Below are 25590 nucleotides of genomic sequence, written 5' to 3'. Positions count from 1 at the left end.
AGGCCGCGGCCAAGTCCGAGGCCTGCGGAATTCTGGGTCGGAGCCGGCGGCGAAGCCACCCGACTTACCCGAACGATCGAACGCCGATGGACGTAATATTTGTGGTCTTCCTTGGAGAAGCAACATGCCCATCCAGCTGAATCACACCATCGTCAAGGCCCACGACCCGCGGGCGTCCGCCGAGTTGCTGGCCGGGTTGCTCGGACGCGGCGCGCCGGTCCCGTTTGGCCCGTTCCTCGGCGTGGAGGTCGACAACGGCGTCACGCTGGATTTCATGCGCACGGACGGCGAGATCGACTGGCAGCACTACGCCTTTCTCGTGAGCGAAGGCGAGTTCGACGAGATCTTCGGCCGCATTCGCGAACGCGGAATCACCTACTGGGCCGACCCGGGCCACCAGCGGCCCGGCGAGATCAACCACGGCGACGGCGGCCGGGGCTTCTACTGGAGCGACCCGGATGGCCACAACCTCGAGATCCTCACCCGTCCCTATGGCAGCGGCGCCTGAGCCGATCGCCGCCGACCCCGCCCCGTCGTCCTGTGAGGTGCTCGTGGTGGGCGCGGGCCCAGCCGGCAGCGCCTGCGCACAGAGGCTCGCGCGCGCGGGCTTCGACGTCGTGCTCGCCGACCAGCACGATTTTCCGCGCGACAAGGTCTGCGGCGACGGGCTGATCCCGGACGCGCACCGCGCGCTGGCGCGCCTGGGCGTGCTCGACGAAGTGCTGGCGAGCGCCAGGAGCGCGCGGCACGTCGGCTGCGTCGGCCCGCGCGGCGGGCGGGTCGAGGTGCCGGCGCGGCTGGCGGTGCTGCCGCGCCGCGAGCTGGACGAGATCACCCGGCGGGCGGCGCTCGCGGCCGGTGCGCGCTGGCTCTCGCCGGCGCGATTCGAGGCGCCGTTGCTCGATGCAGATCAGCGGGTGGCCGGTGCGAGCTTCACGCTGGCGGGCGGTGTCCCGCACAGCCTGCGTGCGCGCTGGACGGTGCTCGCCACCGGCGCGGCGTCCGGGCCTCTGAGCGCCGCGGGCCTATGCGAGCGGCGCGCGCCGAGCGGCATCGCCCTTCGCGGCTACGTGAAGAACGAAGCCATGGTCGACCGCGTCACCGACCTCGACGTGGTGTGGCATCGCGCGCTGCGGCGCGGCTACGGCTGGATCTTTCCGTGCGCGGGCGGGGTGTTCAACGTCGGCGTCGGCGTCATCGGCCCGGCCGATGTGAACCTGCGCGAGCTGTTCGATGCCTTCACGCGCGTCCACCCGCCCGCCCGCGAGCTGATGGCGTGCGGCATGCCGCTCGGCCCGCTCAAGGGCGCGCCGCTGCGCTGCTCGCTCGACGGAGCCCGCTGGTCGCGCGCCGGGCTGCTGGTGGCGGGCGAGGCTGCGGGCAGCACCTATCTCTTCACCGGCGAAGGCATCGGCAAGGCGCTGGAGACCGGCATGCTCGCCGCTGAAGCGATCGGCGCGGGGCGCGACGAAGGACGGGACGACGCGGGAGTGCGCGCACGCTACGAAGCCGCGTTGAGCGCGCTGAAGCCGCGCTTCGCCGAGTACGAGCAGGCCAACCGCATCAACAACCACCCGTGGCTGGCCGACCTGCTCGTCTGGCGCGCGAGTCGCAGCGACAGCATCCTGGACCGCCTGAGCGGCGTGCTGGAGGAAACCCACGACCCGGGCCATCTCGTGACGGCCCGGGGCGTCCTGCGGCTGTTTCTGCCTCTGGGTTGAAAAGGTCGTCGGCCGCCGACTTGATAACGGCGTCCCTTGGGCATATAAGTGCTCATGGTTCCTTATTGCGTCGCGAGACGGAAAGGAGGGCCCCATGCGGAGACGAACTTTCTGGCTGATGCCGGACCCGGCGAGCGCCAGGCGAGCGATGCACGATCTCGTGCAGGCGCGCGTCGACCTTGCGCGCATTCATTTCGCCGCGGCGGACGGCGCCGACATGACCGGGCTTCATGCGGCGAACGTATGGCAGACCTCGGACCTCGTTCACGCGGCCAAGACCGGCTGGGTGGTCGGCACGGCCTGCGGCATCGTCATCGGCCTGATCGCCGCGCTGATGTTTCCGATCGTGGGCGACGAGCCCGAGTGGGAGCTGGCCGTGGTGCTGGGCGTCCTTGGCGGTGTGACCGGCGCGTGGTCGGCGAGCATGATCGGCATATCGATCCCGAGTCCCCGCCTGCAGCGCTTCGAAGGCGCCATGGCGCAGGGCTGGATTCTCCTGATGGTGGACCTGCCGCGCTCGCGCGCGCAGGACATCGAGACGCTGATGCGGACCGCGCATCCCGAGGCCCTGTTCGAGGGCGGGGAGCAGCAGGTCCCGGCGTTCCGCTAGCAGCGCGCACGAACCGCGCAACGACGATGACGAGTCAAGGTGCCGCCCATGATCATGGCTGTCGCCCTGCTGCTCATCGTGATCGGTTCCGTGCTGTTCCATTGGCTCAATCCCTGGTGGATCACCCCGCTGGCGTCCAACTGGCAGCAGATGGACGACACCCTGACCATCACGCTGGTGATCACGGGCATCTTCTTCGTCGCCATCAACCTGTTCGTCGTCTACACGCTGGTGCGCTTCCGCCATCGGGAGGGTCGCCGCGCGGCGCATGAACCCGACAACAAGAAGCTCGAGCGCTGGCTGATCGGCGGCACCACCGTCGGCATCATGGCGCTGCTGGCGCCCGGCCTCGTGGTGTACGCGAACTATGTCCGTGAGCCCCGCGACGCCCTCGTGCTGGAGGTGCTGGGCCAGCAATGGCAATGGCGCTTTCGCTTCCCGGGCGAGGACGGCAAGCTGGGCGCGACCGATGCGCGCTTCTTCAGCGGCGCCAATCCGTTCGGGATCGACCCCGCCGACCCGGCCGGACAGGACGACATCCTGGTCGCCGCCGACGAGGTGCACCTGCCGCTCGGCAAGCCGGTGCTGGTGCTGCTGCGTTCGAACGACGTGCTGCACGACTTCTTCGTGCCGCCCTTCCGCGCCCGGATGAACACGGTGCCGGGGCAGGTCAGCCGCTTCTGGTTCACGCCGACGGTGGCTGGGCGCTACGAGGCGCTGTGCGCGCAGCTTTGCGGCGTGGGGCATCCCAACATGCGCGGCTTCGTGGTGGTGGAGGACCCGGCGGCCTACAAGGCCTGGCAGGTGGCGCTGCCGACCTTCGCCAGGACGCAGGCCAAGGCCCCCGAGGTCCCGGCCGGCGGCGGGGCGGCCGGCGGCGCCGGCGCACGCGTCGAGCAGGGCCGCGCGCTGGCGGACGCCAAGGGCTGCGTGGCCTGCCACACGATCGACGGCAGCCCGCGCGTGGGGCCGACCTGGAAGGGCCTGCACGGCAAGACCGAGACCATGGCGGACGGCTCCACCGCGCTGGTCGACGAAGCCTATCTGCGCAGCTTCATCCGCGATCCCCAGGCCCGCCACGTGAAGGGCTTCCCGCCGGTCATGCCCAAGATCGAGCTGAGCGATGAAGAGCTGGCCGCGCTGGTGGCCTATATCCAGAGTCTGGGCAGCCCGCCGGCGCAGGCTGCCACCGAACAGAAGGCTCCGCGATGAACCCTTCTTCGCCCTCCGGGCCCGCCATGGCCCATGACGCCGACGCCGAGCACCACGCGCCGCAGAGTTTCCTGACCCGCTATGTCTGGAGCCAGGACCACAAGGTGATCGCGATCCAGTACGCCTGCACCGCCATCGCGGTCGGCGTGGTGGGCGTGGTGCTGTCCAACCTGATGCGGCTGCAGCTCGGCTTTCCGGGCCAGTTCGACTTCATCAACGCCGAGCGCTACTACCAGTTCGTGACCATGCACGGGATGATCATGGTGATCTACCTGCTCACGGCGCTGTTCCTCGGCGGCTTCGGCAACTACATGATTCCGCTGATGGTGGGGGCGCGCGACATGGTGTTCCCCTACCTCAACATGCTGAGCTTCTGGGTCTACCTGCTGTCGGTGGTGGTCCTGATGGCGAGCTTCTTCGTCGAGGGCGGACCCACCGGCGCGGGCTGGACGCTGTACCCGCCGCAGTCGATCCTGCCCGGCACGCCGGGCCATGCGGGCGGCATCGTGCTGATGCTGGTGTCGCTGGTCATCTTCATCGTGGCGACGACGATGGGCGGGTTGAACTACGTGACCACCGTGCTGCAGGCGCGCTGCGAAGGCATGACGCTGCTGCGCATGCCGCTCACGGTGTGGGGCATCTTCGTCGCCACCATCCTCGCGCTGCTCGGTTTTCCGGCGCTGTTCGTCAGCGGCGTGATGCTGTTGCTCGACCGGACGCTGGGCACCAGCTTCTTCATGCCGGCGCTGGTGTCGATGGGGCAGGTGACCGGCTACAAGGGCGGCAGTCCATTGCTGTTCCAGCACCTGTTCTGGTTCTTCGGCCATCCCGAGGTCTACATCGTGGCGCTGCCGGCCTTCGGCATCGTCTCCGACCTGATCAGCGTGCATGCGCGCAAGAGCATCTTCGGCTACCGCATGATGGTGTGGGCCATCGTCGCCATCGGCGGACTCAGCGTGGTGGTCTGGGCGCACCACATGTTCGTGAGCGGCATGAACCCGTACTTCGGCTTCTTCTTCGCGACCACCACGCTGATCATCGCCGTGCCCACGGCGATCAAGGTCTACAACTGGCTGCTGACGCTGTGGCGCGGCGACATCCACCTGTCGGTGCCGATGCTGTTCGCGCTGGCCTTCGTCTGCACCTTCGTCATCGGCGGGCTGACCGGGCTGTTCCTGGGCAACGTGAGCGTGGATATTCCACTGTCCGGCACCTACTTCGTGGTGGCGCACTTCCACATGGTGATGGGCGTGGCGCCGCTGCTGGTGGTGTTCGGCGGCATCTACCACTGGTTCCCGAAGATCACCGGCCGCATGCTCGACGACCGGCTCGGCCAGCTGCATTTCTGGATCACCTTCATCGGCACCTACCTGATCTACTTCCCGATGCACTACCTCGGCGTGCTGGGCATGCCGCGGCGCTACTACAACTTCGACGGCTACAAGTTCATTCCGCCGTCGGCGTTCAGCCTGAACGAATTCATCACCGTGATCGCGCTGATCGTGGGCGTCGGGCAACTGCTGTTCATCGTCAATCTCGCGTGGAGCGCCTGGCGCGGCCGGCCGGCCGACGCCAATCCCTGGCGTGCCGCCTCGCTCGAATGGCAGACGCCGACGACGCCGCCGGGCCACGGCAACTGGGGGCCGCGGCTGCCGGTGGTCTACCGCTGGGCCTACGCCTACGGGGTGCCGGGTGCGGCGGAGGATTTCATCGCGCAGAACGCCCCGCCGGAAGCCGGGGGCGAGGAGCCCGAATCGGAAGGCCGGGGCGAGGTTCGAGGGGCGCCGGCATGAGCGCAGCGCCCGATCGCTCCCAAGCAAGCTCGGAGGTCGCCTGATGAGCCCGGGCGCCGCCTTGAGCGTCCGCGGTGTCGACCGCGGCGGCCGGCTTCGCGATGCGCGCGCGAGCGCGGCCAGCATCGGCCTGTGGGTCTTCATGGGCGTGGCCACCGCGTTGTTTTCGCTCTTCATCCTGGCCTACGTGATGCGCATGAGCGGCGACGATGCGGTGACGATCGCGCTGCCCAGGCAGCTCTGGCTCAGCTCGGCGCTGCTGGTCGCCGGCAGTGTGGCGCTGCAATGGGCCCATCGCGCATCGCGCGGCCCCGACGGGCGGCGCGCGCGTCGCCTGCTGCTGGCCGGCGGTCTCTGCGCCCTGGGCTTCCTGGGCGCGCAGCTGTGGGCCTGGCAGGCGCTGTGGAGCGCACAGGTGATGCCGGCCGGCAATCCGGCGGGCAGCTTCTTCTATCTGTTGACGGCCATGCACGGACTCCATCTGGCGGGCGGGCTGGTCGGGTGGGCATGGACCGCGCGCGCCGCGTGGCCCGATCCTGCCAAGGCCGCATGGCGCATCGCGCTGTGCGCGCGCTACTGGCACTTCATGCTGGTGGTGTGGCTGGTGCTGTTCGCGATGCTGGGCTGGGTGACGCCGGAGGTGGCGCGCTTCATCTGCGGCACATCCTGAGGAGGCTACCCATGACCAGCGTCACGATCGCAGCAGCGCCCTTGAATCCGGCCATCGCCGCCAGCGGCTGGCGCGGGCTGATTGCCGACTGGTCTTCCGATCGCCAGGCGTTCCATGTCTCGTGGGGCAAGGCGATGATGTGGATCTTCCTGCTCAGCGACACCTTCATCTTCAGCTGCTTCCTGACCGGCTACATGACGGTGCGCGCCTCGACCACCGCGGAGTGGCCCAACCCGAGCGAGGTGTTCGCGCTCCATGTCGGGGGGGCCGACATCCCGCTGCTCCTGATCGCGATCATGACCTTCGTGCTCATCAGCAGCAGCGGCACGATGGCGATGGCCGTCAATTTCGCCTACCGCCGCGACCGCGTGAACGCCGCCACGCTGATGCTCGTGACCGCGACCTTCGGCGAACTCTTCGTCGGCATGCAGGCTTTCGAATGGTCCAAGCTGATCATCGAGGAGGGCGTGCGGCCCTGGGGCAACCCGATGGGGGCGGCGCAGTTCGGCTCGAGCTTCTTCATGATCACCGGCTTTCATGGACTGCACGTGTCGGCCGGCGTGGTGTTCTTGTTCATCGTGGCCTTCAAGCTGATCCGCGGCGACTACGAAAAGACCGGCAACTACCAGATCGTCGAGATCGCCGGCCTGTACTGGCACTTCGTGGATCTGGTGTGGGTGTTCATCTTTGCGCTGTTCTATCTCTGGTGAGGACGACCATGAACCCCGGCACAGGCCAACAACATCCGATCAGCCTCTACCTCAAGATCTGGGGGCTGCTGTTCGTGCTCAGCACGCTGTCGTACCTGGTCGACTACTTCCATTTCCAGGGCTATCTGCGCTGGGGCCTGATCATCACCTTCATGCTGCTGAAGGCCGGATTAATCGTCGCGGTCTTCATGCACATGGCCTGGGAGCGGCTGGCGCTGGTCTATGCCATCTTGCTGCCGCCCTTGTGCCTGCTGGTCCTGGTCGGCCTGATGGCGGCGGAGGCCGGCCATACCTTCCTGACGCGGCTGCTCTTCTTTCATTAGATCTGGCTCGCCCCCAGGTTGGGCTCACTTCGTGTAGCCCGCCCACCCCCTACCGGGGGCGCAGTCAGCGGCCCGGCGAAGCCGGTTCCGCGACTGCCCACCAACGGGCGCGCTGCGCGCAGCCGAAGAACAGACCCAGCGCCTCACTTTCTTTCTCCGGCCGGCGCAGCCAGGCCCGTTGGTGAAACACCGCGGAACCGGCTTCGCCGGGCCGCTGGTGTTGCCCCCGGTAGGGGGTGGGCGCCCGGACACGAAGTGCCGGGCAACCTGGGGGCGAGTCACCGGTGCGCGATGAAGCGGGTCACGACCGGCAGCGACTCGCCCTTGTGGAAGGCCAGCCGCCGCTCGCGCAGGGCCATGTCGGCGGCGGTCGCGCGGTGGAAGCGGCGCAGGTGCTCGGTCCAGGACTCGTCGACGATCTGCTCCACGTAGCGGCCGGGCTCGGCGATGTCGTGCAACAGCTCCCAGCCGATCGCTCCCTGGCTCAGGCGCGCACGGCGCGTCTCGTGCATGACCAGGTGGAAGGCGGCCGCGCGCGCCGGATCGATCAGGTACTCGACCGCGATCACCACCCGGCCGGCCTCGTCGGGCGCGCTGGCCGGCGGGCCGGCGGCCCAGCCATGGCGCGCCGGGCTGGTGTCGTCGTCCTCGCCGGTGCCGTCGGTCACGTAGCGCAGCGCCAGCCCCATGCAAAGGACCGCCGTCACCGAGGCGATGCCGAGGCTGGTGTAGATCGAGCTGAGTTCCGCCACCTGGCCCCACAGCGCGGCCCCCAGCGCGCTCGCCCCCATGATCGCCATCTGATACATCGACATGCCGCGCGCGCGCACCCAGTCGGGCAGCGCCAGCTGGGCCGAAACCGAGAGCGTATTCGCGACCGTGATCCAGGCCATGCCGCCGAGGAACATCGCGGGCACCGCCACCCAGGCATTGGGCGCCACGGCCATGGCGGCGGTCGCGCCCGCTTGCAGCAGCGTGCCGCGCAGCACCAGCTGATCGCGCTCCAGCGCCTGCCGCAGCCGGGGCAGAAACAGCACCGCCACGATGGCGCCCGAGCCCATCGCCGCCAGCAGCAGCGTGAAGGTGCCGGCGCCGCCGCCCTTGAGGTTGCGCGCCAGCAGCGGCAGCAGCGCCAGCACCGCGGTGGAATGCAGGAAGAAGATCGAGATGCGCACCAGCACCGCGCGCATGCGCTGCGACTGCCGCACGAACTGCACGCCGACGCGCATCGCGCTGATCAGCCGCTCGCGGCCGAGCGGATTGGGCGTGTGCTCGCGGCGCCAGCGCAGCACCACGAAACCCGAGGCTACGCACAGCACCGCATTGAGTGCGAACACCCACACGGTGCCCGCGCTCGCGATCAGCGCACCGGCCACCAGCGGGCCGATGATGCGCGAGGCGTTCATCGAGATGCCGTTGAGCCCGAGCGCCGCCGGCAGGTGGCTGCGCGGCACCAGCTCGGGCACGATGGCCGAGAACACCGGCCAGCGCAGCGCCAGGCCGATGCCGTTGGCGAAGGTCAGGGCCAGCAGCAGCGGCGCGCTCATGAGATCGAACACCACGGCGGCGCACAGCACCACCGCCGAGCCCGCGAGCCAGAACTGGGTGGCGACCAGCCAGCGCCGGCGGTCGAGGATGTCCGCCAGCGCGCCGCTGGGCAGCCCGAGCAGGAACACCGGCAGCGTCGAGGCCGATTGCACCAGCGCGACCCAGATCGGCGAGCTGGTCAGCGAGGTCATCATCCAGGCCGCCGCGACGTCGTTCATCCACATGCAGACGTTGGCGATCAGCCAGGTGGTCCACAGCATCCGGAACACGGGGATCCGGAGCGGTTCGAGCGGGCCGACGCGCGGGGCTTGCGCGGGGGCGGAGGCGACGGGGGTTTCCTGGGGCGAGATCGGCGGCATCGCGGCCTATTGTCGGCGGCCCGGGCGGCTTGCCGTGTCGGCGGAGCGCGCGGGGGCCAGGTGCGCGAGCGGCAGGGTCCGGCTCGCCTTGACCTCGCCGAGCGAGAAGCTGGTGTGCAGGTCCTTCACGTTCGGCAGGTTCAGCAGGTGCTTGAGCGCGAAGCGCGAGAAGCTGTCGAGGTCCTGCGACACCACCTGCAGCTCGAAAGTCCCGGTGCCGCTGATGTAGTGGCAGGCGGTCACCTCGGGCAGCTTGCGGATCGCGTCCTCGAGCACGCGGGTGGCGTCGCCGGAGATGCGCTCGGTGTCGACGCGCACGAAGGCGAGCACCCCGAGCCCGATCTTCTGGCGGTCGATCTCGGCGTGGTAGCCCTTGATGACGCCGGCTTCCTCGAGCGCCCGGACCCGGCGCCAGCACGGCGCCGCCGAGAGTCCCACGCGCTGCGACAGCTCGGCATTGGTCAGGCGCCCGTCGGTCTGCAGTTCTTGCAGGATTGCAAGATCGAACTTATCAATGCTTTCCATTTAATGCCATTTTAAGCAAGACTCGTTCAAAAAGGTGGCGCCATGGGGCGCAAAACGCAAACACCTGTCGAGGCCGCAGGCATACACTTTGCGTGATGATGGCCGAGGGGTATTCGACCCGGATGCCTTGCACGCCACGCCCACAAGGCACAGCCACTGGAGACAACATGAACGCCCCGCTGCCCGAGCACATCCGCCGCGCCCTCGAAACGGTGACGCTTGACGACAAGTATTCGCTGGACTACGGGCGTGCCTTCATGAGCGGCGTTCAGGCGCTGGTCAAGCTGCCGATGCTGCAGCGCCTGCGCGACCAGCAGCAGGGCAAGAACACCGCCGGCTTCATCAGCGGCTACCGCGGCTCCCCGCTCGGCGGCTACGACCAGGCGCTGTGGAAGGCCAGCAAGTTCCTGAAGGAACAGAACATCGTCTTCCAGCCCGGGGTCAACGAAGAACTCGCGGCCACCGCGCTATGGGGCACCCAGCAACTGGGCTTCTCTCCCGCGGGCACCAACAAGTTCGACGGCGTCTTCGGCATCTGGTACGGCAAGGGCCCGGGGGTGGACCGCTGCTCCGACGTCTTCAAGCACGCCAACATGGCCGGCACGACCGAGTTCGGCGGCGTGATCGCGGTGGCCGGCGACGACCACATCTCGAAGAGTTCGACCGCGGCGCACCAGAGCGACCACATCTTCAAGGCCTGCGGCACGCCGGTGTTCTTCCCGGCCAACGTGCAGGAAATCCTCGACCTCGGCATCCATGCCTTCGCGATGAGCCGCTTCGCCGGCATCTGGTCGGGCATGAAGACGATCCAGGAAATCGTCGAATCCAGCGCCACCGCGATGATCGACCCCGAGCGCGTCGAGATCGTCATCCCGACCGACTTCCAGATGCCCCCCGGCGGCCTGCACATCCGCTGGCCCGACCATGCGCTCGAGCAGGAAGCGCGGCTGATGCACTACAAGTGGTACGCGGCGCTGGCCTATATCCGCGCCAACCGCCTGAACCACAACGTGATCGAGGGCCCGAACGACCGCTTCGGCATCATGGCCAGCGGCAAGGCCTTCAACGACACCCGCCAGGCGCTGATCGACCTCGGCCTGGACGACGCGGCCTGCCGGCAGCTCGGCATCCGGCTGCACAAGGTGGCGGTGGTCTGGCCGCTCGAAGCCCAGCTCACGCGCGCCTTCGCCACCGGCCTGCAGGAAATCCTGGTGGTCGAGGAAAAGCGCCAGGTCATCGAGTACCAGCTCAAGGAAGAGCTCTACAACTGGCGCCCGGACGTGCGGCCCAACGTGGTCGGCAAGTTCGACGAAGGCGAGGTGCACGAGGCCGAGGGCTACTCCGGCGGCGAATGGTCGATGCCCAACCCGAGCGCGCACGAGCTGTTGCGCGCCAACGCCGACCTCAACCCGGCGCTGATTGCCAAGGCGATCGCCCTGCGCCTCAAGAAGACCGGCCTGCTGGCCGCCGCGGGCGCCGACATGGCCGCGCGCATCGACGCCCAGCTCGCAATCCTCGAAGCCAAGGAGCGCGCGATGGCCGCGCCGCAGGTGATCGGCGTCTCCGACGCGGCGCGCCAGCCCTGGTTCTGCTCGGGCTGCCCGCACAACACCAGCACCGTGGTGCCCGAGGGCTCGCGCGCGCTGGGTGGCATCGGCTGCCACTTCATGGCGACCTGGATGGACCGCTCGACCATCGGCTTCACGCAGATGGGCGGCGAGGGCGTGCCGTGGGTCGGCCAGCAGCCGTTCACCACCGACCAGCACATCTTCGCCAACCTCGGCGACGGCACCTACTTCCACAGCGGCCTGCTGGCGATCCGCCAGAGCATCGCGGCCGGCGTCAACATCACCTACAAGATCCTCTACAACGACGCCGTCGCGATGACCGGCGGCCAGCAGGTCGGCGAGCGGCCCGAGGGCCATTCGGTGCTGCAGATTGCCGAGAGCCTGCATGCCGAAGGCGCGGTCAAGGTCGTCGTCGTCACCGACGAGCCCGAGAAGTACGAAGGCGTCAATGTTCCCGGCGACAACGTCAAGGTGCGGCACCGCGACGACCTGGACGAGATCCAGCGCGAGTTCCGTGAAATCAAGGGCACCACGACCATCATCTACGACCAGACCTGCGCGACCGAGAAGCGGCGCCGCCGCAAGCGGGGCACGGCGGTCGATCCGGCCAAGCGCGTGGTCATCAACGAACTGGTCTGCGAAGGCTGCGGCGACTGCAGCGTGCAGAGCAATTGCCTGTCGGTGGAGCCGCTGGAGACCGAGTTCGGCCGCAAGCGCACCATCAACCAGAGCACCTGCAACAAGGACATGAGCTGCCTCAAGGGCTTCTGCCCGAGCTTCGTCACGGTCGAAGGCGGCCAGCTCAAGAAGAAGGCGAAGAACAAGGGCGCGACGCCGGCCGAACTGGGCGCGCTCTCCGAGCCGGCGCTGCCTTCGCTCGCGGGCGACCAGGTCTGGGGCATCGTGGTGGCGGGCGTCGGCGGCACCGGCGTCATCACCATCGGCCAGCTGCTGGGCATGGCGGCGCACATCGAGGGCAAGGGCATCGTCACCCAGGACGCGGCCGGCCTGGCCCAGAAGGGGGGCGCCACCTGGAGCCACGTGCTGATCGGCGAGACGCAGGACGCCATTCGCACCACCCGCGTCGGCACCGCCGCGGCCGACCTGATCCTGGCCTGCGACCCGCTGGTCAGCGTCAATGCCGAGAGCCTGGCGCGCATGCGCGAGGGCCGCACCCACGTGGCGCTCAACAGCCACAGCAGCCCGACGGCCGCCTTCGTGCGCAACGCCAACTGGCAGAACCCGCAGGAGGCCTGCGCGGCCGAGATCGCGCGCGCCGTCGGCGTCGACGGTGTCGGTGCCTTCGATGCCGATGCGGCGGCGACCTCGCTGATGGGCGACAGCATCTATGTCAACCCGATGATCCTGGGCTACGCCTGGCAAAAGGGCTGGGTCCCGCTGGCGCTCGAATCGCTGATGCGGGCGATCGAGCTCAACGCGGTGGCGGTCGACAACAACAAGACGGCCTTCGAATGGGGTCGCCAGGCCGCCGAGCGGCCGGCCGAACTGCAACAACGCGTGCAGCCGGGCCAGGTCATCGAGTTCAAGAAGCGCGAGACGGTCGACGCGCTGGTGGCGCGCCGCGCCGAATTCCTGACCGGTTACCAGAACGCGGCCTACGCCGACGACTACAAGGCCTTCGTCGCCAAGGTGCAGCAGGCCGAGTCGGCGCTGGGGAAGACCGGCCTGACCGAGTCCGTGGCGCGCTTCCTGTTCAAGCTGATGGCCTACAAGGACGAGTACGAAGTGGCGCGGCTGCACACCGACCGCAGCTTCCTCGACCGGGTCGAGGGCATGTTCGAGGGCGACTTCAAGCTCAACTACCACCTCGCGCCGCCCATCATCGCGAAGAAGAACGCCAAGGGCGAACTGCAGAAGCAGAAGTTCGGACCGTGGATGCTCACCGGCTTCAGGGTGCTGGCGAAGCTCAAGGGCCTGCGCGGCACGGCACTCGACATCTTCGGCCGCACCGAGGAGCGCAAGACCGAACGCGCCCTGATCGGCGAATACCGCGCCAGCATCGAGGAGGTGCTCGCCGGGTTGAGTGCGGCCAATCACGACACCGCGCTGGCGATCGCCGGCCTGCCCGAGCAGATCCGCGGTTACGGCCATGTCAGGGAACGCAACCTGGCCGCCGCGCGGGTGCGCTGGGCCGAGCTGCTGGCCAAGTGGCGCGATCCGCGCGCCGCCCGCGTCGCGGCTTGAGGCTTGCGCGCCGTCAGGACCTCCCGGAAAAAGCCCCTGAACGCCGCCCCGGCTTAGGCCGGGCCGGCCTGCCGACGGCCGAATACAATGCTTGGTGCTGTGCGCGGCCCAGGCTCCGCGCTGCGTGGCCGCCGGGTGCGGCCGCGGATGCGACGGAACCTCATGCAAGCGAGGGCCGGCGCTCCTCTTCCTTTCCCCTGTTGGAGACTTCCTTGTTCATTTCTTCTGCTTTTGCCCAGACCGCGCCCGCCGCCGGGGGCGGCGACATGATGTCCTCGCTCGGCAGCATGCTGCCGCTGGTGTTGATGTTCGTGGTCCTCTACTTCGTCATGATCCGCCCGCAGATGAAGCGCCAGAAGGAAGCGCGCGCCATGATCGAGGCCCTCGCCAAGGGTGACGAGGTCGCCACCTCCGGCGGCATGCTCGGCAAGATCACCCAGATCGGCGAGCAATACCTGACGGTCGAGATCGCCAAGGGCGTCGAAGTCCAGATCCAGCGCAGCGCCGTGGTCCAGGTGCTGCCCAAGGGCGCGATCAAGTAAGTAGAGCCACAACGACGCGGGCGCCGGACTCCGCGCGCCCTGAAGGTTGAATCGATGAACCGTTACCCGGTCTGGAAGTACGCGATCATCGTGATCGTGCTGCTTGTGGGGCTTGTCTACGCCCTGCCCAATTTCTTCGGCGAGGCGCCTGCGGTGCAGGTGTCGTCGGCCAAATCGACCGTCAAGGTCGATGCCGGCACACAGGCCCGCGTGGCCGAGGCGCTCAAGGCCGCCTCGCTGGTGCCCGACCTGCTGACGCTCGACGCCACCTCGGTGCGGGCGCGCTTCGCCACCACCGACGACCAATTGAAGGCGCGCGACGTGATGCAGCGCGCGCTGGTGCCCGACCCGAGCGATCCGCCCTACACGGTGGCGCTGAACCTGGTGTCGCGCTCCCCGAGCTGGCTCACCGCCCTGCACGCCTTCCCGATGTACCTGGGCCTCGACCTGCGCGGCGGCGTCGATTTCCTGCTCCAGGTCGACATGAAGGGGGCCATCGACAAGCGCGCCGAATCCTTCGCCAGCGACCTGCGCACCGCATTGCGCGACAAGAGCGTGCGCGGCAGCGCGGTCAGCCGCAACGGCCAGACCATCGAGATGCGCTTCCGCGATGCCGCCGGACTGGATGCCGCCAAGCGCCTGCTGCAGGACCAGTTCCCGGACCTGACAGGGGTCGAGAGCCAGGAAGGCACCGACTTCAAGCTCGTCGCCTCGATCAAGCCCGAGGCCGCACGCCGGCTGCAGGACGCTGCCCTGAAGCAGAACATCACCACGCTGCACAACCGGATCAACGAGCTCGGCGTGGCCGAGCCGGTGATCCAGCAGCAGGGCCTGGACCGCATCGTGGTCCAGCTGCCCGGCGTCCAGGACACGGCCAAGGCCAAGGACATCCTGGGCCGTACCGCCACGCTCGAGATGCGGCTGGTCGACGAAAGCACCGAAGGCCGCGCGGCGGAGATGGGCACCGGTCCGGTGCCCTTCGGCTCCGAGAAATTCCTCGACCGCCAGGGCCGCTCGGTGATCGTCAAGAAGCAGGTGCTGGTGACCGGCGAGAACCTCACCGATGCCCAGCCCGGCTTCGATTCTCAGACCCAGCAGCCCAAGGTCGACCTGACCATGGACGCCAAGGGCGGCCGCATCATGCGCGACGTCAGCCGCGAGAACTTCAAGAAGCGCATGGCGATGCTGATCTTCGAGAAGGGCAAGGGCGAGGTGCTCACGGCCCCGTCGATCAACGGCGAGCTCGGCAACCGCTTCCAGATCTCCGGCTCGATGAGCGTGGTCGAGGCCAACGACCTGGCGCTGCTGCTGCGCGCCGGTTCGCTGGCTGCGCCGATGGAGATCATCCAGGAACGCACCATCGGCCCGAGCCTGGGTGCCGACAACATCAAGAAGGGCTTCGACAGCGTGATGTACGGCTTCGCCGCGATCATGGTGTTCATGTGCCTCTATTACGCGTTGTTCGGCGTCTTCTCGTCGATCGCGCTGGCGGTCAACCTGCTGCTGCTGGTGGCGATCCTCTCGATGCTGCAGGCCACGCTGACGCTGCCCGGCATTGCCGCCATGGCGCTGGCCATCGGCGTGGCGATCGACTCCAACGTGCTGATCAACGAGCGCATCCGCGAGGAACTGCGCGGCGGCGCCTCGCCGCAGGCCGCCATCCATGCCGGCTACGAGCGCGCCTGGGGCACCATCCTCGACTCCAACGTCACGACGCTGATTGCCGGTGTCGCGCTGCTGGCCTTCGGCTCCGGCCCGATCCGCGGTTTCGCGGTGGTGCATTGCATCGGTATCGTCACCTCGATGTTCTCGGCCGTGTTCTTCTCGCGCGGCCTGGTGAACTTCTGGTACGGCAGCAAGAAGAAGCTCAAGACGGTGTCGATCGGCACCGTCTGGAAGCCGGACGCCACCACCGTGGCCGACGCGAAATAAGAGACACGACAAATGGAATTCTTCCGGATCCACAGGACGATCCCGTTCATGCGCCACGCGCTGGTGCTGAACGCGGTGTCCTTCATCACCTTCGCGCTGGCGGTCTTCTTCCTGTTCCACCGCGGACTGCACCTGTCGGTGGAGTTCACCGGTGGCACGGTGATGGAAGTCGCCTCCCAGCAGTCGGTCGACATCGGCAAGGTACGCGAGACCATCGCCAAGCTCGGCTACCAGGACGTGCAGGTTCAGAACTTCGGCACCTCGCGCGACGTCCAGATCCGCCTGCCGGTGCAGAAGGGCCAGACCTCGGCCCAGCAGAGCGAACAGGTCATGGCGGCGCTTCAGGCGGTCGACCCGACCGCGACCCTGCGCGGCAACGAGTTCGTCGGCCCGCAGGTCGGCGAGGAGCTGACCACCAACGGCCTCAAGGCGCTGGGCATGGTGGTGGTCGGCATCATGATCTACCTGGCTTTCCGCTTCGAATGGAAATTCGCGCTGGCCACCGTGCTGGCCAACCTGCACGACGTGGTCATCATCCTGGGCTTCTTCGCCTTCTTCCAGTGGGAGTTCTCGCTGGCGGTGCTGGCGGCGGTGCTGGCGGTGCTGGGCTACTCGGTCAACGAGTCGGTGGTGATCTTCGACCGCGTGCGCGAGAACTTCCGCCGCTATCGCAAGCTCAGCACCCCCGAGGTGATCGACAGCGCGATCACCTCGACCATCAGCCGGACCATCATCACCCACGGCTCGACCCAGCTGGTGGTGCTGTCGATGTTCTTCTTCGGCGGCCCGACGCTGCACTATTTCGCGCTGGCCCTGACCATCGGGATCTGCTTCGGCATCTATTCGTCGGCCTTCGTGGCGGCATCCATCGCGATGTGGCTGGGCGTCAAGCGCGAGGACCTGGTCAAGGGACCGGTCAAGCGCGACGGCGATCCGAACGACCCCAACGCCGGCGCCACCGTGTGAGCCCGGTTTTGGGGTTGCCGAGCATGGCGGGCCCTTGTGCGGTTACGCTTCCCGATGCAAGCTCGAAGTTTGCCGAATCGAAATAATTGCCGTCCCGACCATCCATGACCACGCGGTCCCATGCAGCTTCCCTCCAACTCTCCCGCGAGACGCGCGAGCGTTTCGTCGCCGCCACCGAGCCGCTGATCGCGCCGGTCGGGCATGCGGTCCTCGAACGGCTGGCGGTCCTGGCCTCGCAGACCGGCAACGCGCGCGAGATGCAGGAGAGCCGCGACGGCTTGCTGGCCTTCCAGACCCACGGCGCCGACTGGGTGTCGCGTTCGCAGTCGGCGTGGCGCAAGGCGCTGGCCGCCAGCACGGCCGAAGGGCCGAGCTCCAATTCGCTGTCGCACCTCGAACTGATCGGCGACGAAGTGGTCGAGACCAGCATCCTGTCGTCGCGGCTCGCGCAGTCGATCCAGGACAAGGCCAGTTTCGAACTCAGCGACCTGCGGCTGCGCATCCAGCATCTGGAAGGAACCCACGAGCTGAGCGCGAAGGACATCCTCAAGCCCGAAGCGCTGGCCAGGGTGCTGGTCGACCAGTGGCTCGCCACCGGCCTGAACCGCGCCATCTGGAACAAGGTGCAGGACCAGGTGCAGCAGCACATGGTCGAGGTGGTGGTCCAGGCCTACAAGGATGCCAACGCCTTCCTGGTCGGCAAGGACGTGATGCCCGAGATCGACCTCAAGAGCTTCGTCCGTCGCACCGGGTCGGTGAGCTCCGGCACTGCGCCGCTGGGCGGCAGTTTCGCGGGTAGCCACGGCGGCAGCGCCTCGATGGGCATCTCGGGGCAACTGCAGGCCGCAGCGGGGGGCTTCGGGGCCCCGGTGGGCAGCTTTGCGCCGGCAGCGATCGGCGTCGGGCGAGGGGCTGGCGGACCCGGGCAGGCCGGCGGCGATACCCAGGTCGCCACCGGCGGCTCGCCGCTGCTGATGGCGCGCCAGCGAGCGCAGGGCGTGCTGCTCAATCTCAAGCGCTTCGTGACCGCGCGCATCGGCGGCGACATCACTCAGCCCCGCCTGAACGGCGGCCGCGAGATGGCGGGCGGCATGGGCGGCGGTGCGCCGGGCTTCGCGGCAGCGATCGCGGACGCCGAGGCGGCCTACCAGATCGCGGCCTCGCAGTACGTGGTCGGCGAGGGGGCCACGGCCATCCACCATGCCTCGGCCGAACTGCGCCGGCGCACCAGCGAACTCAAGAAGAAGGCGCCCACCACGGCCGACAAGGCCACGGTCGAGATCGTGGCACTGATGTTCCAGGCCATCCTGGCGGAGGAGCGGATCCCGTTCTCGGCCCGGGTCTGGTTCGCGCGCCTGCAGATGCCGGTGCTGCGCGTGGCCATCGCCGAGCCGGAATTCTTCGGCACCCTGCAGCACCCGGCGCGCATGCTGATCGACCGCATGGGTTCGTGCGTGATGGGCTTCGATGCGGCCGCGATTTCGGGCAGCGCGCTCGAGGGCGAGATCCGCCGCGTGGTCCAGGTGATCGAGCAGTACCCTGAAACCGGCCAGCGCGTGTTCAAGCTGGTGTTCGACGAATTCGTCGCCTTCCTCAACAAGTACCTGACGCAGAGCGACACCACCCAGCGGGTGATGAGCGTGGCGCAGCAGGTCGAGCAGAAGGAGACGATGGCAATCCAGTACACCATCGAGTTGCGCAAGATGCTCAACGACATGCCGGTACGGGAAGAGATTCGCGAGTTCCTGTTCAAGGTCTGGGCCGAGGTGCTGGCGATCGCCGCCCTGCGCTATGGCGCCCAGGACGAGCAGACCGTGACCCTCAAGCGGGCGGCCTCCGACCTGGTCTGGGCGGCCAGCGCCAAGCCCAACCGCAACGACCGCACCCGCGTGATCCAGGACCTGCCGAAGCTGTTGCAGCGGCTGCGCCAGGGCATGACGCTGCTGGGCATCGTGGGTGAGCCGCAGGAGGCGCACATCAAGATCATCGGCGCGACCCTGTCCGATGCCTTCCTGTCGAAGACCGAGGCGATCCCGCCGGCCAAGATCGAGGCCATGGCCAAGCGCCTGGCCAACCTGGAGGATTTCGTCTCCGACGAAGACACCACCGACCTGCCGCTCGATGCCGCGAGCATCGAGTTGCTGCTCGGCGTCGATGCGGCCTCGATCGAGGTGGTGCCCGACACCGGCACCAAGGTCAGCGAGGACATGCTCGCCTGGGCGCACGAACTCCAGGTCGGCACCTGGTTCATGCTCGACCACAACGACCGCGTGAGCCAGGTCCAGTTCGTCTGGCGCAGCGACCGCAAGCAGCTGCACCTGTTCGCTTCGAGCGACGGCCGCAGCTTCCTGATCCAGGTCGGTCGCCTGGCGTCCTACCTGCAGGCCGGCCTGCTGGTGCCGGCCGAAGAAGAAACGCTCACGGTGCGCGCGACGCGCGAGGCATTGGCCAAGCTCGACGCAAATCCAGAACGACTGCTGAACTGACCGCGGCCGGCGCAGCCAGGCCCGTTGGTGAAACACCGCGGAACCGGCTTTGCCGGGCCGCTGGTGTTGCCCCCGGTAGGGGGTGGGCGCCCGGACACGAAGTGCCGGGCAACCTGGGGGCGAGCTCTAGTGCGCGACGCGAAGCGTCGCATCGTCGCAGAGCTCGTCGAGCACCAAGGCGTCGGGTTCGACACCGGTGCTCCAGTGCACCATCAGCACGATGATCTTGAGCTCGTCGAGTGCCAGCGGCTCGCCCGGCGTCGCCATGGCGCGTTCGACCACGATCTCGCGCATGCCGGCCGGCAGCACACCCGCGGATTCGAGGAAGCTGATGAAGCCCAGGCATTCGGCGCCGATGTGTTCCTGCTCGGAGGTCGAGTAGACGCGCATCGCATCGGCCGACTGCGCCATCGCGGCATCGGCCGCGACGTCCGGCAGCACGGTGGCGCTGATGCCGTCGGCGTGGCGGCTGAGCTGCACGCCCCGGGTCGCCAGGCTCAGGCCGTCGAGCCAGTGCAGCGCCTCGCGGATCTCTTCCGCATCGAAGCCCTGGGCGCTGAGCTTGCGCCCCAGCTGCTCGGGTTCCGGGCAGGCGTCGCCGCGCCAGTAGTTTTCGTAGACATACACGAGCACTTCGAACATGGGTTCAATATAGCCCACTCGGGGCGTTGCCCGTCGAAAGTTGCATCGACACGACGCAGGCTGTGGGTCAGCCGAGCGCGATGCGCTGGAACAGGCCGCCCGGCAGGCGGGCGACACGGCCCGCCAGCTCGAGTTCGAGCAGCTGCGCCTGCAGCGTTGCCGGGCTGAAGCCGGTGCGGGCGCACAGCGCATCGAGGCTGACCGGATCGAACCCGAGTTCGCGCAGCAGCGCGGGTTCCGTCGCATCGTCCGCGGCGGCGGGCGATGGCGGCGTGGGGCCGTCATCGAAGCGCAGCTCTTCCAGCACATCGCCGACCGATTCGACCAGCTTGGCCCCCTGGCGGATCAGTTCATGGCAGCCGCGCGAGTGCGGCGAATGGATCGAACCCGGGATGGCGAACACCTCGCGCCCCTGCTCGGCCGCGAGCCGGGCCGTGATCAACGATCCGGAGCGCAGCGCGGCCTCGACCACCAGCGTGCCGCGCGTGAGCCCGGCAATGATGCGGTTGCGCTTCGGGAAGTTCTGGTTCAGCGGCGGCGTACCCAGCGGGTACTCGCTCACGATCAAGCCGTGCGCGGCGATCCGATGGGCCAGCTCGCGATGCCGGGCGGGGTAGACGCGATCGAGTCCGGTGCCCACCACCGCCACCGTGGCCGGCCGCTCCGGTCCCCCGGTCTCGAGCGCGCCTTCATGGGCCGCCCCGTCGATCCCGAGGGCCAGGCCCGAGACCACGGGGATTCCGGCCTCGCCGAACGCGCGCGCGAACGCACGAGCGTTCTGCGTGCCCTGGGTCGTGGGATTGCGGCTGCCGACGATGGCGATGCTGCGGTCCAGCTGCGTCAGGTCGAATCCGGATGCGCCGAGCACATACAGCAGCGGCGGCGGGTCGGCGGTCGCGAGCAGCGCGGCCGGGTAGCCCGGGTCGCCCAGGGTCAGCAGGCGTCGCGTGACGCCATGGGCTTCGGTGCCCTGCAGCCATTCGAGCGTCCGCTCGAGCAGGGCGGCCAGCCCGACCGGTTCACGCTGCAATGCCTGCGCCTGGGCGCTGCTTGCGACCTGCTGCAGTGCCGCGTGCGATTGGGCGAAGATCCCGGCAGGCAGGCCGAAGGCCGCGAGCAGCGTACGGGCGCCGACGTTGCCGATGCCCGGCGTCAGCGAGAGGCGCAACCAGCCCGCAAGTTCGTCGCGTTCCACGCCAAGAGGACGCTCGCGTCAGGGGTTGACCAGCAGGTCGCCGATCCGCGGTGTGTCGTTGATCTCGAGCACCAGGGCGTAGGACGCCTTCTCGAACGGACGGAACACCATCAGCAGGCCGATGCGCTCGTTCGGCAGCTTGACCACGTTCTTGCCGGTGTTGTTGGGAGCGCTCGCGCGGTCGACCATGGTCTCGCCGTTCTTGAGGATGGCGAGCACGTGGCCGGATTCGATGCCGTCCCGGGTGCCCTTGTTGATCACCACCACCTGGTTCTGGGCCGCGAACTGCACCGCGTTGCCGTAGACCGACACGATGCGTCCGTTGACGATCTGTTCCGGCGCGCGCGGCGCATAGCTCAGCAGCTGGCGCTGGGGCTCGGGCAGCAGGCGGTCGCCGGCGCGCATCTCCTCGCGCGCCGCCACGATGTCGATGGTCGCCGGGACCACGTTCACGACTTCCTTGCCCTCGTCGAGCTCGGTCCCGATGGTCTGGCTGCGCTTGAGCTGGGCCTTGCCCAGGTAGGCGGCCTCGTAGCCGAGCAGTTCGCCGGTGGCCGGGTCCTGCAGTGGCGTCGCGTTGCGGAACACGCGGAAGGTCTTGATCGGGCCGGCGACCTCGATCAGCGGCGAATTGGCGTCACCCAGCGCGTAGGCGCGGTCGCCGCGGGCCAGCAGCACGCGGTTGTCGTTGCCGGCGACGATGTGGGGCGCGGTCTTGAGCGTGTCCTCGTCGACGATGATCGGCTCGCTCAGGAACGGCTCGATCAGGCTCGGATTGAGCGTCGGCAGCGCCATGCCGGACATCGATTCGAAGCGGGTTCGCGGCGACAGCTTGATCGTGCCGTCAGCCGCGCCGCCGCGGCGGGTGCTGAGGCGGGCGCGGCCGCCGGTCTTGTCCAGATAGAGCACCTGTCCGGGGTAGATGCGGTGCGGGTTCGAGATCTCGCTGAGGTTCATGCCCCAGAGCTCGGGCCAGCGCCACGGGCTGCGCAGGAACAGGCGCGAAATCGCCCACAGCGTGTCGCCCGGCTTCACCGTGTACTGATCGGGCGCGGTCGGGGCGAGTTCGCTGACCGGAATGCCTGCCTGCGCCGTCTCCTGGGCTACCGCGCGCTGCTGGGGCGTCACCGGGTAGCTCTGAGCGAAAGCCGTCGCGGCGCCCATGCCCGCCAAGGCGACAGCCGCCACGGTGGCCAAAAGGCTGGGACGCAGGCTTTCGTTGAGTCGGAATTTGTTCATGGTTTATGGTGTGCACACACTACGCCACGCAGGATGTACGTATCCTCACAATTTGCAACGAATTTTGCGCTGAAGCCCTTGATAGGGCAACGTATTCGGGACGTTCGCCGGCGCGGCGTCGCGGAAATGGCGAAAATAGCGACAACTTTTCCCCGACTTCATGGCTAAAAGAACCATTTTGAGTTACCCGGACCCGCGCCTGCACACGGTCGCCAAGCCGGTGCAAGGTGTCGACGCGCGCATCAAGACGCTGGTCGCGGACATGCTCGAGACCATGTACGACGCCAACGGCATCGGCCTCGCGGCGACCCAGGTCGACGTCCACGAACGGCTGGTGGTGATCGACGTTTCCGAGGATCGCGACAAGCCGCTGGTGCTGATCAATCCCGAGATTGTCTGGGCCAGCGATGACAAGGTGCTCAACGAAGAGGGCTGTCTCTCGGTGCCGGGCATCTACGACGGCGTCGAGCGCTCCACCGCCGTGCGCGTGACCGCGCTCGATGCCGAGGGCGAACCGCAGACGATCGAGGCCGAGGGCCTGCTGGCGGTCTGCATCCAGCACGAACTCGACCACCTGCAGGGCAAGGTGTTCGTCGAATACCTGTCGCCGCTGAAGCGCAATCGCATCAAGAGCAAGCTGCTCAAGCAGCAGCGCGAAGACCAGAAGCAAGATCAGCGCGAAGGACGGCGTTGACCGTGAGGCGCCTGTGGCCCGTGGCGGCGGCGCTGGTTCTGGCGCTGTCCGGTTGCGCGCTCGACCCGACCCGGCTGCCGCTGGGAAGCACGCGCGCCGAGACGCTGCAGAAGCTCGGCAACCCGACGGCGACCTATCTGATGCCCGGCGGCGGCGAGCGGCTCCAGTATTCGCGCGCGCCGGCGGGTTTTGCCGTCAACAACGTCGACCTCGACGCCGGCGGCCGTGTGGTCTCGATCCGCCAGGAACTCGAGGACGGCATGTTCGACATCACCGTCAAGCCCGGCGTCTGGCGCGTGGAGGACGTGCTGCGAAGCTACGGCCGGCCGTTCGAGATTTCGCGCGTCACTTCCTTCGACGGCGACATCTGGGCCTGGCGCTATCAGTCGATGAACACGCCGCGCCTGTTCTACATCTACATCGGTCCGGACGGCGTGGTCGACCGCTATCACACCGCCGACGACTTGCGGCGAGTGATGACCGACCGATGAACGGAAGTGAAACACCCCCGATGCGCCTGCGGCGCTCCGAGTGATATGAAAGTCGCATTTGCGGGCACGCCCGAATTCGCCCGCATCGCGCTCGAGGCGATCGCCGCGGCCGGATTCGAGATCGTGCTGGTCCTGACCCAGCCCGACCGCCCGGCCGGCCGGGGCCTGAAGCTGCAGGCCTCGCCGGTCAAGCAGTTCGCGGCCGGCCACGGCTGGCCGGTGGTGCAGCCGCGCAGCCTGCGGCTCGACGGCAAGTACCCGGAGGACGCAGCCGCCGCGCGCGAAGCCATCACCGCGGCACAGGCCGACGTGATGGTGGTCGCCGCCTATGGGCTGATCCTGCCCCAGTGGGTGCTGGATGCACCGCGGCTCGGCTGCCTCAACATCCACGCCAGCCTGTTGCCGCGCTGGCGCGGGGCTGCGCCGATCCACCGGGCGATCGAGGCCGGCGATGCGCAGACCGGCGTCACGATCATGCAGATGGATGCCGGCCTCGACACCGGCGCCATGCTGCTGGGCGAATCCATGGCCGTCGGCGACGACACCACGGCGCGCCTGCACGATCGGCTCGCCGCGCTGGGCGGGCGGATGATCGTCGATGCGCTGAAGCAGGCCGAGGCCGGCGCGCTGCAGGCCGAGCCGCAGCCCGCCGAAGGCGTGACCTACGCGCACAAGGTCGAGAAGGCCGAGGCGCAGATCGACTGGTCGCTGGACGCTGTCGCGATCGTGCGCCGCGTGCGTGCCTTCGACCCGTTTCCGGGCGCCAGCAGTGTGATCGGCGGCGAAGTCATCAAGCTCTGGGCCGCCCAGGCGCGACCGAGCGCCGCCGCGGCCGCGCCGCCGGGCACGGTGCTGGCGGTCTCGCCCTCGGGCATCGAAGTGGCCGCGAAGGATTCCACCGTCGTGCTCACCGAACTGCAGCGCGCCGGCGGCAAGCGCCTGCCGGCCGCCGATTTCCTGCGCGGTTTCGAGATCCGTCCCGGCCAGGCCTTCGGCTGATGGATCGCCCCCGCGCCCGGCACTGCGCGTCCTCGCTGCCCGCCTGATGTTTCTTTCCCCAGCGATTCGCCGCCAGCCGGAGTTCCGCCAGGGCATGCGCGACATGTCCTCGGTCGCCGTGGGCATCGGAGCCTGGGGCCTGATGACCGGCGTGGCGATGCTCAAGTCGGGCATGAGCGTGTTCGAGTCGGTCGCGATGACGCTGCTGGTGTACGCCGGCAGCTCGCAGCTCGCGGCCATTCCGCTGCTGATCGCCGGCGCACCGGCCTGGGTGATCCTGGCTACGGGCTTCTGCGTCAACCTGCGCTTCGTGGTCTTCAGCCTGCACCTGCGGCCTTACCTGATGCACATGCCGCGCTGGCGCCGCCTGACCCATGGCTACCTCACGGCCGACATGAGCTATGCGCTGTTCACCCGGAAGTATGTGCAGCCACCGCTCACGCTCGCCGAGCAGCAGGCCCAGGAGGCGTACCTCACGGGCAACTACTTCGTGACCTGGGCGGCCTGGATGGGCATGAGCCTGCTCGGCATCGGCCTGGCCAACATGATTCCGCAGAGCTGGGGCCTCGGCTTCGCCGGCGTGCTGAGCCTGGTCGCGATCGTCTGCTCGATGGCGACCACGCGCCTGCGCCTGCTGGCGGTGCTGATCGCTTCGGCGACCGCGGTCGCGGCCTATGCCCTGCCGCTCAAGCTCAACATCGTGGTCGCCATCGGCGTGGCGGTGCTGGCCTGCTTCTGGCTCGAGAAGCAGCTCGGCCTGGACGCCGATGCGCAGGACGACCAATGAGCGAGGTCTTCGGAGGTACCGATCTCTGGACCCTGGCCGTGATCGTCGGCCTGGCCGGCATCACGGTGCTCACGCGCTGCTTCTTCTTCATCCTTGACCGGCCCTGGGGCCTGCCGGATTGGGCGCACCGCGCGCTGCACTACGCGCCGGCGGCGGCCCTGGCGGCGGTGATCGCGCCGGAGATCGTCATGTCGCAGGGCCACCTGGTCTCGACCTGGCAGGACGCACGCCTCTATGGCGCCGCGGCCGGCGCCGCCTATTTCTTCTGGCGGCGCGGGGTGCTGGGGACGATGCTGGCGGGGATGGCGGTCTACCTGCCCCTGCATCTCGGCCTGGGCTGGTAGATGGCCCCCACGCTCGGTCACTTCGTGTA

23 protein-coding genes are annotated in these 25590 nt (G+C 68.3%); 18 read left to right on the top strand and 5 right to left on the bottom strand.

What is annotated here, in order from left to right; translation table 11 throughout:
• Positions 1–124: 124 nt before the first annotated feature.
• From AC1DYK_RS03835 to AC1DYK_RS03800, 8 genes are all read left to right on the top strand, one after another.
• Entirely contained in the window at positions 125–508 is a 384-nt protein-coding gene (locus tag AC1DYK_RS03835) for a VOC family protein (RefSeq protein WP_478165046.1), read from the top strand.
• Positions 492–1721 carry an NAD(P)/FAD-dependent oxidoreductase gene (locus AC1DYK_RS03830; protein WP_478165045.1) on the top strand — a complete coding sequence of 410 codons (1230 nt, stop codon included), beginning with the start codon at positions 492–494 and terminating at the stop codon, positions 1719–1721. The genes AC1DYK_RS03835 and AC1DYK_RS03830 overlap by 17 nt, the downstream gene beginning before the upstream one ends.
• Positions 1722–1815: 94 nt before the next feature.
• Complete coding sequence (locus AC1DYK_RS03825) at positions 1816–2331, top strand: DUF1269 domain-containing protein (protein WP_478165044.1); 516 nt, start codon at positions 1816–1818, stop codon at positions 2329–2331.
• 48 nt (positions 2332–2379) lie between these two features.
• A complete protein-coding gene (locus tag AC1DYK_RS03820; protein WP_478165043.1) occupies positions 2380–3543 on the top strand; it encodes a cytochrome c oxidase subunit II in 1164 nt (387 codons plus the stop codon).
• Positions 3544–3569: 26 nt separating this feature from the next.
• Complete coding sequence (ctaD, locus tag AC1DYK_RS03815) at positions 3570–5336, top strand: cytochrome c oxidase subunit I (RefSeq protein WP_478165148.1); 1767 nt, start codon at positions 3570–3572, stop codon at positions 5334–5336.
• 43 nt (positions 5337–5379) lie between these two features.
• On the top strand, positions 5380–6006 hold the full coding sequence (locus AC1DYK_RS03810) for a cytochrome c oxidase subunit 3 (RefSeq protein WP_478165042.1): 627 nt from the start codon (positions 5380–5382) through the stop codon (positions 6004–6006).
• An 11-nt stretch (positions 6007–6017) separates the two neighbouring features.
• Positions 6018–6716, top strand: a complete 699-nt coding sequence (locus tag AC1DYK_RS03805; protein ID WP_478165041.1) for a heme-copper oxidase subunit III family protein — start codon at positions 6018–6020, stop codon at positions 6714–6716.
• 8 nt (positions 6717–6724) lie between these two features.
• Entirely contained in the window at positions 6725–7039 is a 315-nt protein-coding gene (locus AC1DYK_RS03800; RefSeq protein WP_442284327.1) for a cytochrome C oxidase subunit IV family protein, read from the top strand.
• A gap of 278 nt (positions 7040–7317) precedes the next feature.
• On the opposite strand, the gene AC1DYK_RS03795 is transcribed toward AC1DYK_RS03800, so the two are convergent.
• Positions 7318–8946, bottom strand: a complete 1629-nt coding sequence (locus AC1DYK_RS03795) for an MFS transporter (protein WP_478165040.1) — start codon at positions 8944–8946, stop codon at positions 7318–7320.
• Between the two features lie 6 nt (positions 8947–8952).
• Positions 8953–9471, bottom strand: coding sequence for an Lrp/AsnC family transcriptional regulator (locus AC1DYK_RS03790; RefSeq protein WP_478165039.1), 519 nt, complete (start codon positions 9469–9471; stop codon positions 8953–8955).
• Positions 9472–9638: 167 nt separating this feature from the next.
• Here AC1DYK_RS03790 and AC1DYK_RS03785 point away from each other — a divergent pair, with 167 nt between their 5' ends.
• The 5 genes from AC1DYK_RS03785 to AC1DYK_RS03765 all read left to right on the top strand — a co-directional run bounded on the left by AC1DYK_RS03785 (position 9639) and on the right by AC1DYK_RS03765 (position 19170).
• Positions 9639–13244: an indolepyruvate ferredoxin oxidoreductase family protein gene (locus AC1DYK_RS03785; protein ID WP_478165038.1), complete on the top strand. Its 3606-nt coding sequence runs from the start codon at positions 9639–9641 to the stop codon at positions 13242–13244.
• Between the two features lie 212 nt (positions 13245–13456).
• A complete protein-coding gene (yajC, locus tag AC1DYK_RS03780) occupies positions 13457–13786 on the top strand; it encodes a preprotein translocase subunit YajC (protein ID WP_478090479.1) in 330 nt (109 codons plus the stop codon).
• A 54-nt stretch (positions 13787–13840) separates the two neighbouring features.
• Complete coding sequence (gene secD, locus AC1DYK_RS03775) at positions 13841–15718, top strand: protein translocase subunit SecD (RefSeq protein ID WP_478165037.1); 1878 nt, start codon at positions 13841–13843, stop codon at positions 15716–15718.
• A gap of 12 nt (positions 15719–15730) precedes the next feature.
• On the top strand, positions 15731–16684 hold the full coding sequence (gene secF, locus AC1DYK_RS03770; RefSeq protein ID WP_478165036.1) for a protein translocase subunit SecF: 954 nt from the start codon (positions 15731–15733) through the stop codon (positions 16682–16684).
• A gap of 104 nt (positions 16685–16788) precedes the next feature.
• A complete protein-coding gene (locus AC1DYK_RS03765) occupies positions 16789–19170 on the top strand; it encodes a DUF1631 family protein (RefSeq protein ID WP_478165035.1) in 2382 nt (793 codons plus the stop codon).
• Positions 19171–19296: 126 nt separating this feature from the next.
• Here AC1DYK_RS03765 and AC1DYK_RS03760 read toward each other — a convergent pair whose 3' ends face one another.
• The 3 genes from AC1DYK_RS03760 to AC1DYK_RS03750 all read right to left on the bottom strand — a co-directional run bounded on the left by AC1DYK_RS03760 (position 19297) and on the right by AC1DYK_RS03750 (position 22246).
• The gene (locus AC1DYK_RS03760; protein WP_478165034.1) at positions 19297–19812 is read right to left on the bottom strand and encodes a Smg family protein; all 516 of its coding nucleotides are present in this window, start codon (positions 19810–19812) and stop codon (positions 19297–19299) included.
• Between the two features lie 67 nt (positions 19813–19879).
• Complete coding sequence (gene dprA / locus AC1DYK_RS03755) at positions 19880–21007, bottom strand: DNA-processing protein DprA (protein WP_478165033.1); 1128 nt, start codon at positions 21005–21007, stop codon at positions 19880–19882.
• Between the two features lie 18 nt (positions 21008–21025).
• Complete coding sequence (locus AC1DYK_RS03750; protein ID WP_478165032.1) at positions 21026–22246, bottom strand: LysM peptidoglycan-binding domain-containing protein; 1221 nt, start codon at positions 22244–22246, stop codon at positions 21026–21028.
• A gap of 160 nt (positions 22247–22406) precedes the next feature.
• On the opposite strand from AC1DYK_RS03750, the gene def reads away from it, so the two are divergent.
• Genes def through AC1DYK_RS03725 form a run of 5 tightly spaced genes read left to right on the top strand, consistent with a single transcriptional unit; the run spans position 22407 to position 25561 of the window.
• Positions 22407–22940, top strand: a complete 534-nt coding sequence (gene def, locus AC1DYK_RS03745; RefSeq protein ID WP_478165031.1) for a peptide deformylase — start codon at positions 22407–22409, stop codon at positions 22938–22940.
• 2 nt (positions 22941–22942) lie between these two features.
• The gene (locus tag AC1DYK_RS03740; RefSeq protein WP_478165147.1) at positions 22943–23431 is read left to right on the top strand and encodes a hypothetical protein; all 489 of its coding nucleotides are present in this window, start codon (positions 22943–22945) and stop codon (positions 23429–23431) included.
• A gap of 45 nt (positions 23432–23476) precedes the next feature.
• Entirely contained in the window at positions 23477–24430 is a 954-nt protein-coding gene (gene fmt / locus AC1DYK_RS03735; protein ID WP_478165030.1) for a methionyl-tRNA formyltransferase, read from the top strand.
• Positions 24431–24476: 46 nt separating this feature from the next.
• The gene (locus tag AC1DYK_RS03730; protein ID WP_478165029.1) at positions 24477–25217 is read left to right on the top strand and encodes an AzlC family ABC transporter permease; all 741 of its coding nucleotides are present in this window, start codon (positions 24477–24479) and stop codon (positions 25215–25217) included.
• Entirely contained in the window at positions 25214–25561 is a 348-nt protein-coding gene (locus AC1DYK_RS03725) for an AzlD domain-containing protein (protein WP_478165028.1), read from the top strand. The genes AC1DYK_RS03730 and AC1DYK_RS03725 overlap by 4 nt, the downstream gene beginning before the upstream one ends.
• Positions 25562–25590: the final 29 nt, after the last annotated feature.

The organism is Variovorax sp. P2_H12, assembly GCF_056403395.1.
Note: the sequence above shows the minus strand (reverse complement) of the source record. Positions and strands in the feature narration are given on the sequence as shown.

Bases quoted from the DNA above. Each gene is read 5' to 3' on its own strand.
- AC1DYK_RS03835 (WP_478165046.1), top strand. From the start codon at position 125: ATGCCCATCCAGCTGAATCACACCATCGTCAAGGCCCACGACCCGCGG.
- AC1DYK_RS03830 (WP_478165045.1), top strand. From the start codon at position 492: ATGGCAGCGGCGCCTGAGCCGATCGCCGCCGACCCCGCCCCGTCGTCC.
- AC1DYK_RS03825 (WP_478165044.1), top strand. From the start codon at position 1,816: ATGCGGAGACGAACTTTCTGGCTGATGCCGGACCCGGCGAGCGCCAGG.
- AC1DYK_RS03820 (WP_478165043.1), top strand. From the start codon at position 2,380: ATGATCATGGCTGTCGCCCTGCTGCTCATCGTGATCGGTTCCGTGCTG.
- ctaD (WP_478165148.1), top strand. From the start codon at position 3,570: ATGGCCCATGACGCCGACGCCGAGCACCACGCGCCGCAGAGTTTCCTG.
- AC1DYK_RS03810 (WP_478165042.1), top strand. From the start codon at position 5,380: ATGAGCCCGGGCGCCGCCTTGAGCGTCCGCGGTGTCGACCGCGGCGGC.
- AC1DYK_RS03805 (WP_478165041.1), top strand. From the start codon at position 6,018: ATGACCAGCGTCACGATCGCAGCAGCGCCCTTGAATCCGGCCATCGCC.
- AC1DYK_RS03800 (WP_442284327.1), top strand. From the start codon at position 6,725: ATGAACCCCGGCACAGGCCAACAACATCCGATCAGCCTCTACCTCAAG.
- AC1DYK_RS03795 (WP_478165040.1), bottom strand. From the start codon at position 8,946: ATGCCGCCGATCTCGCCCCAGGAAACCCCCGTCGCCTCCGCCCCCGCG.
- AC1DYK_RS03790 (WP_478165039.1), bottom strand. From the start codon at position 9,471: ATGGAAAGCATTGATAAGTTCGATCTTGCAATCCTGCAAGAACTGCAG.
- AC1DYK_RS03785 (WP_478165038.1), top strand. From the start codon at position 9,639: ATGAACGCCCCGCTGCCCGAGCACATCCGCCGCGCCCTCGAAACGGTG.
- secD (WP_478165037.1), top strand. From the start codon at position 13,841: ATGAACCGTTACCCGGTCTGGAAGTACGCGATCATCGTGATCGTGCTG.
- secF (WP_478165036.1), top strand. From the start codon at position 15,731: ATGGAATTCTTCCGGATCCACAGGACGATCCCGTTCATGCGCCACGCG.
- AC1DYK_RS03765 (WP_478165035.1), top strand. From the start codon at position 16,789: ATGACCACGCGGTCCCATGCAGCTTCCCTCCAACTCTCCCGCGAGACG.
- AC1DYK_RS03760 (WP_478165034.1), bottom strand. From the start codon at position 19,812: ATGTTCGAAGTGCTCGTGTATGTCTACGAAAACTACTGGCGCGGCGAC.
- AC1DYK_RS03750 (WP_478165032.1), bottom strand. From the start codon at position 22,246: ATGAACAAATTCCGACTCAACGAAAGCCTGCGTCCCAGCCTTTTGGCC.
- def (WP_478165031.1), top strand. From the start codon at position 22,407: ATGGCTAAAAGAACCATTTTGAGTTACCCGGACCCGCGCCTGCACACG.
- fmt (WP_478165030.1), top strand. From the start codon at position 23,477: ATGAAAGTCGCATTTGCGGGCACGCCCGAATTCGCCCGCATCGCGCTC.
- AC1DYK_RS03730 (WP_478165029.1), top strand. From the start codon at position 24,477: ATGTTTCTTTCCCCAGCGATTCGCCGCCAGCCGGAGTTCCGCCAGGGC.
- AC1DYK_RS03725 (WP_478165028.1), top strand. From the start codon at position 25,214: ATGAGCGAGGTCTTCGGAGGTACCGATCTCTGGACCCTGGCCGTGATC.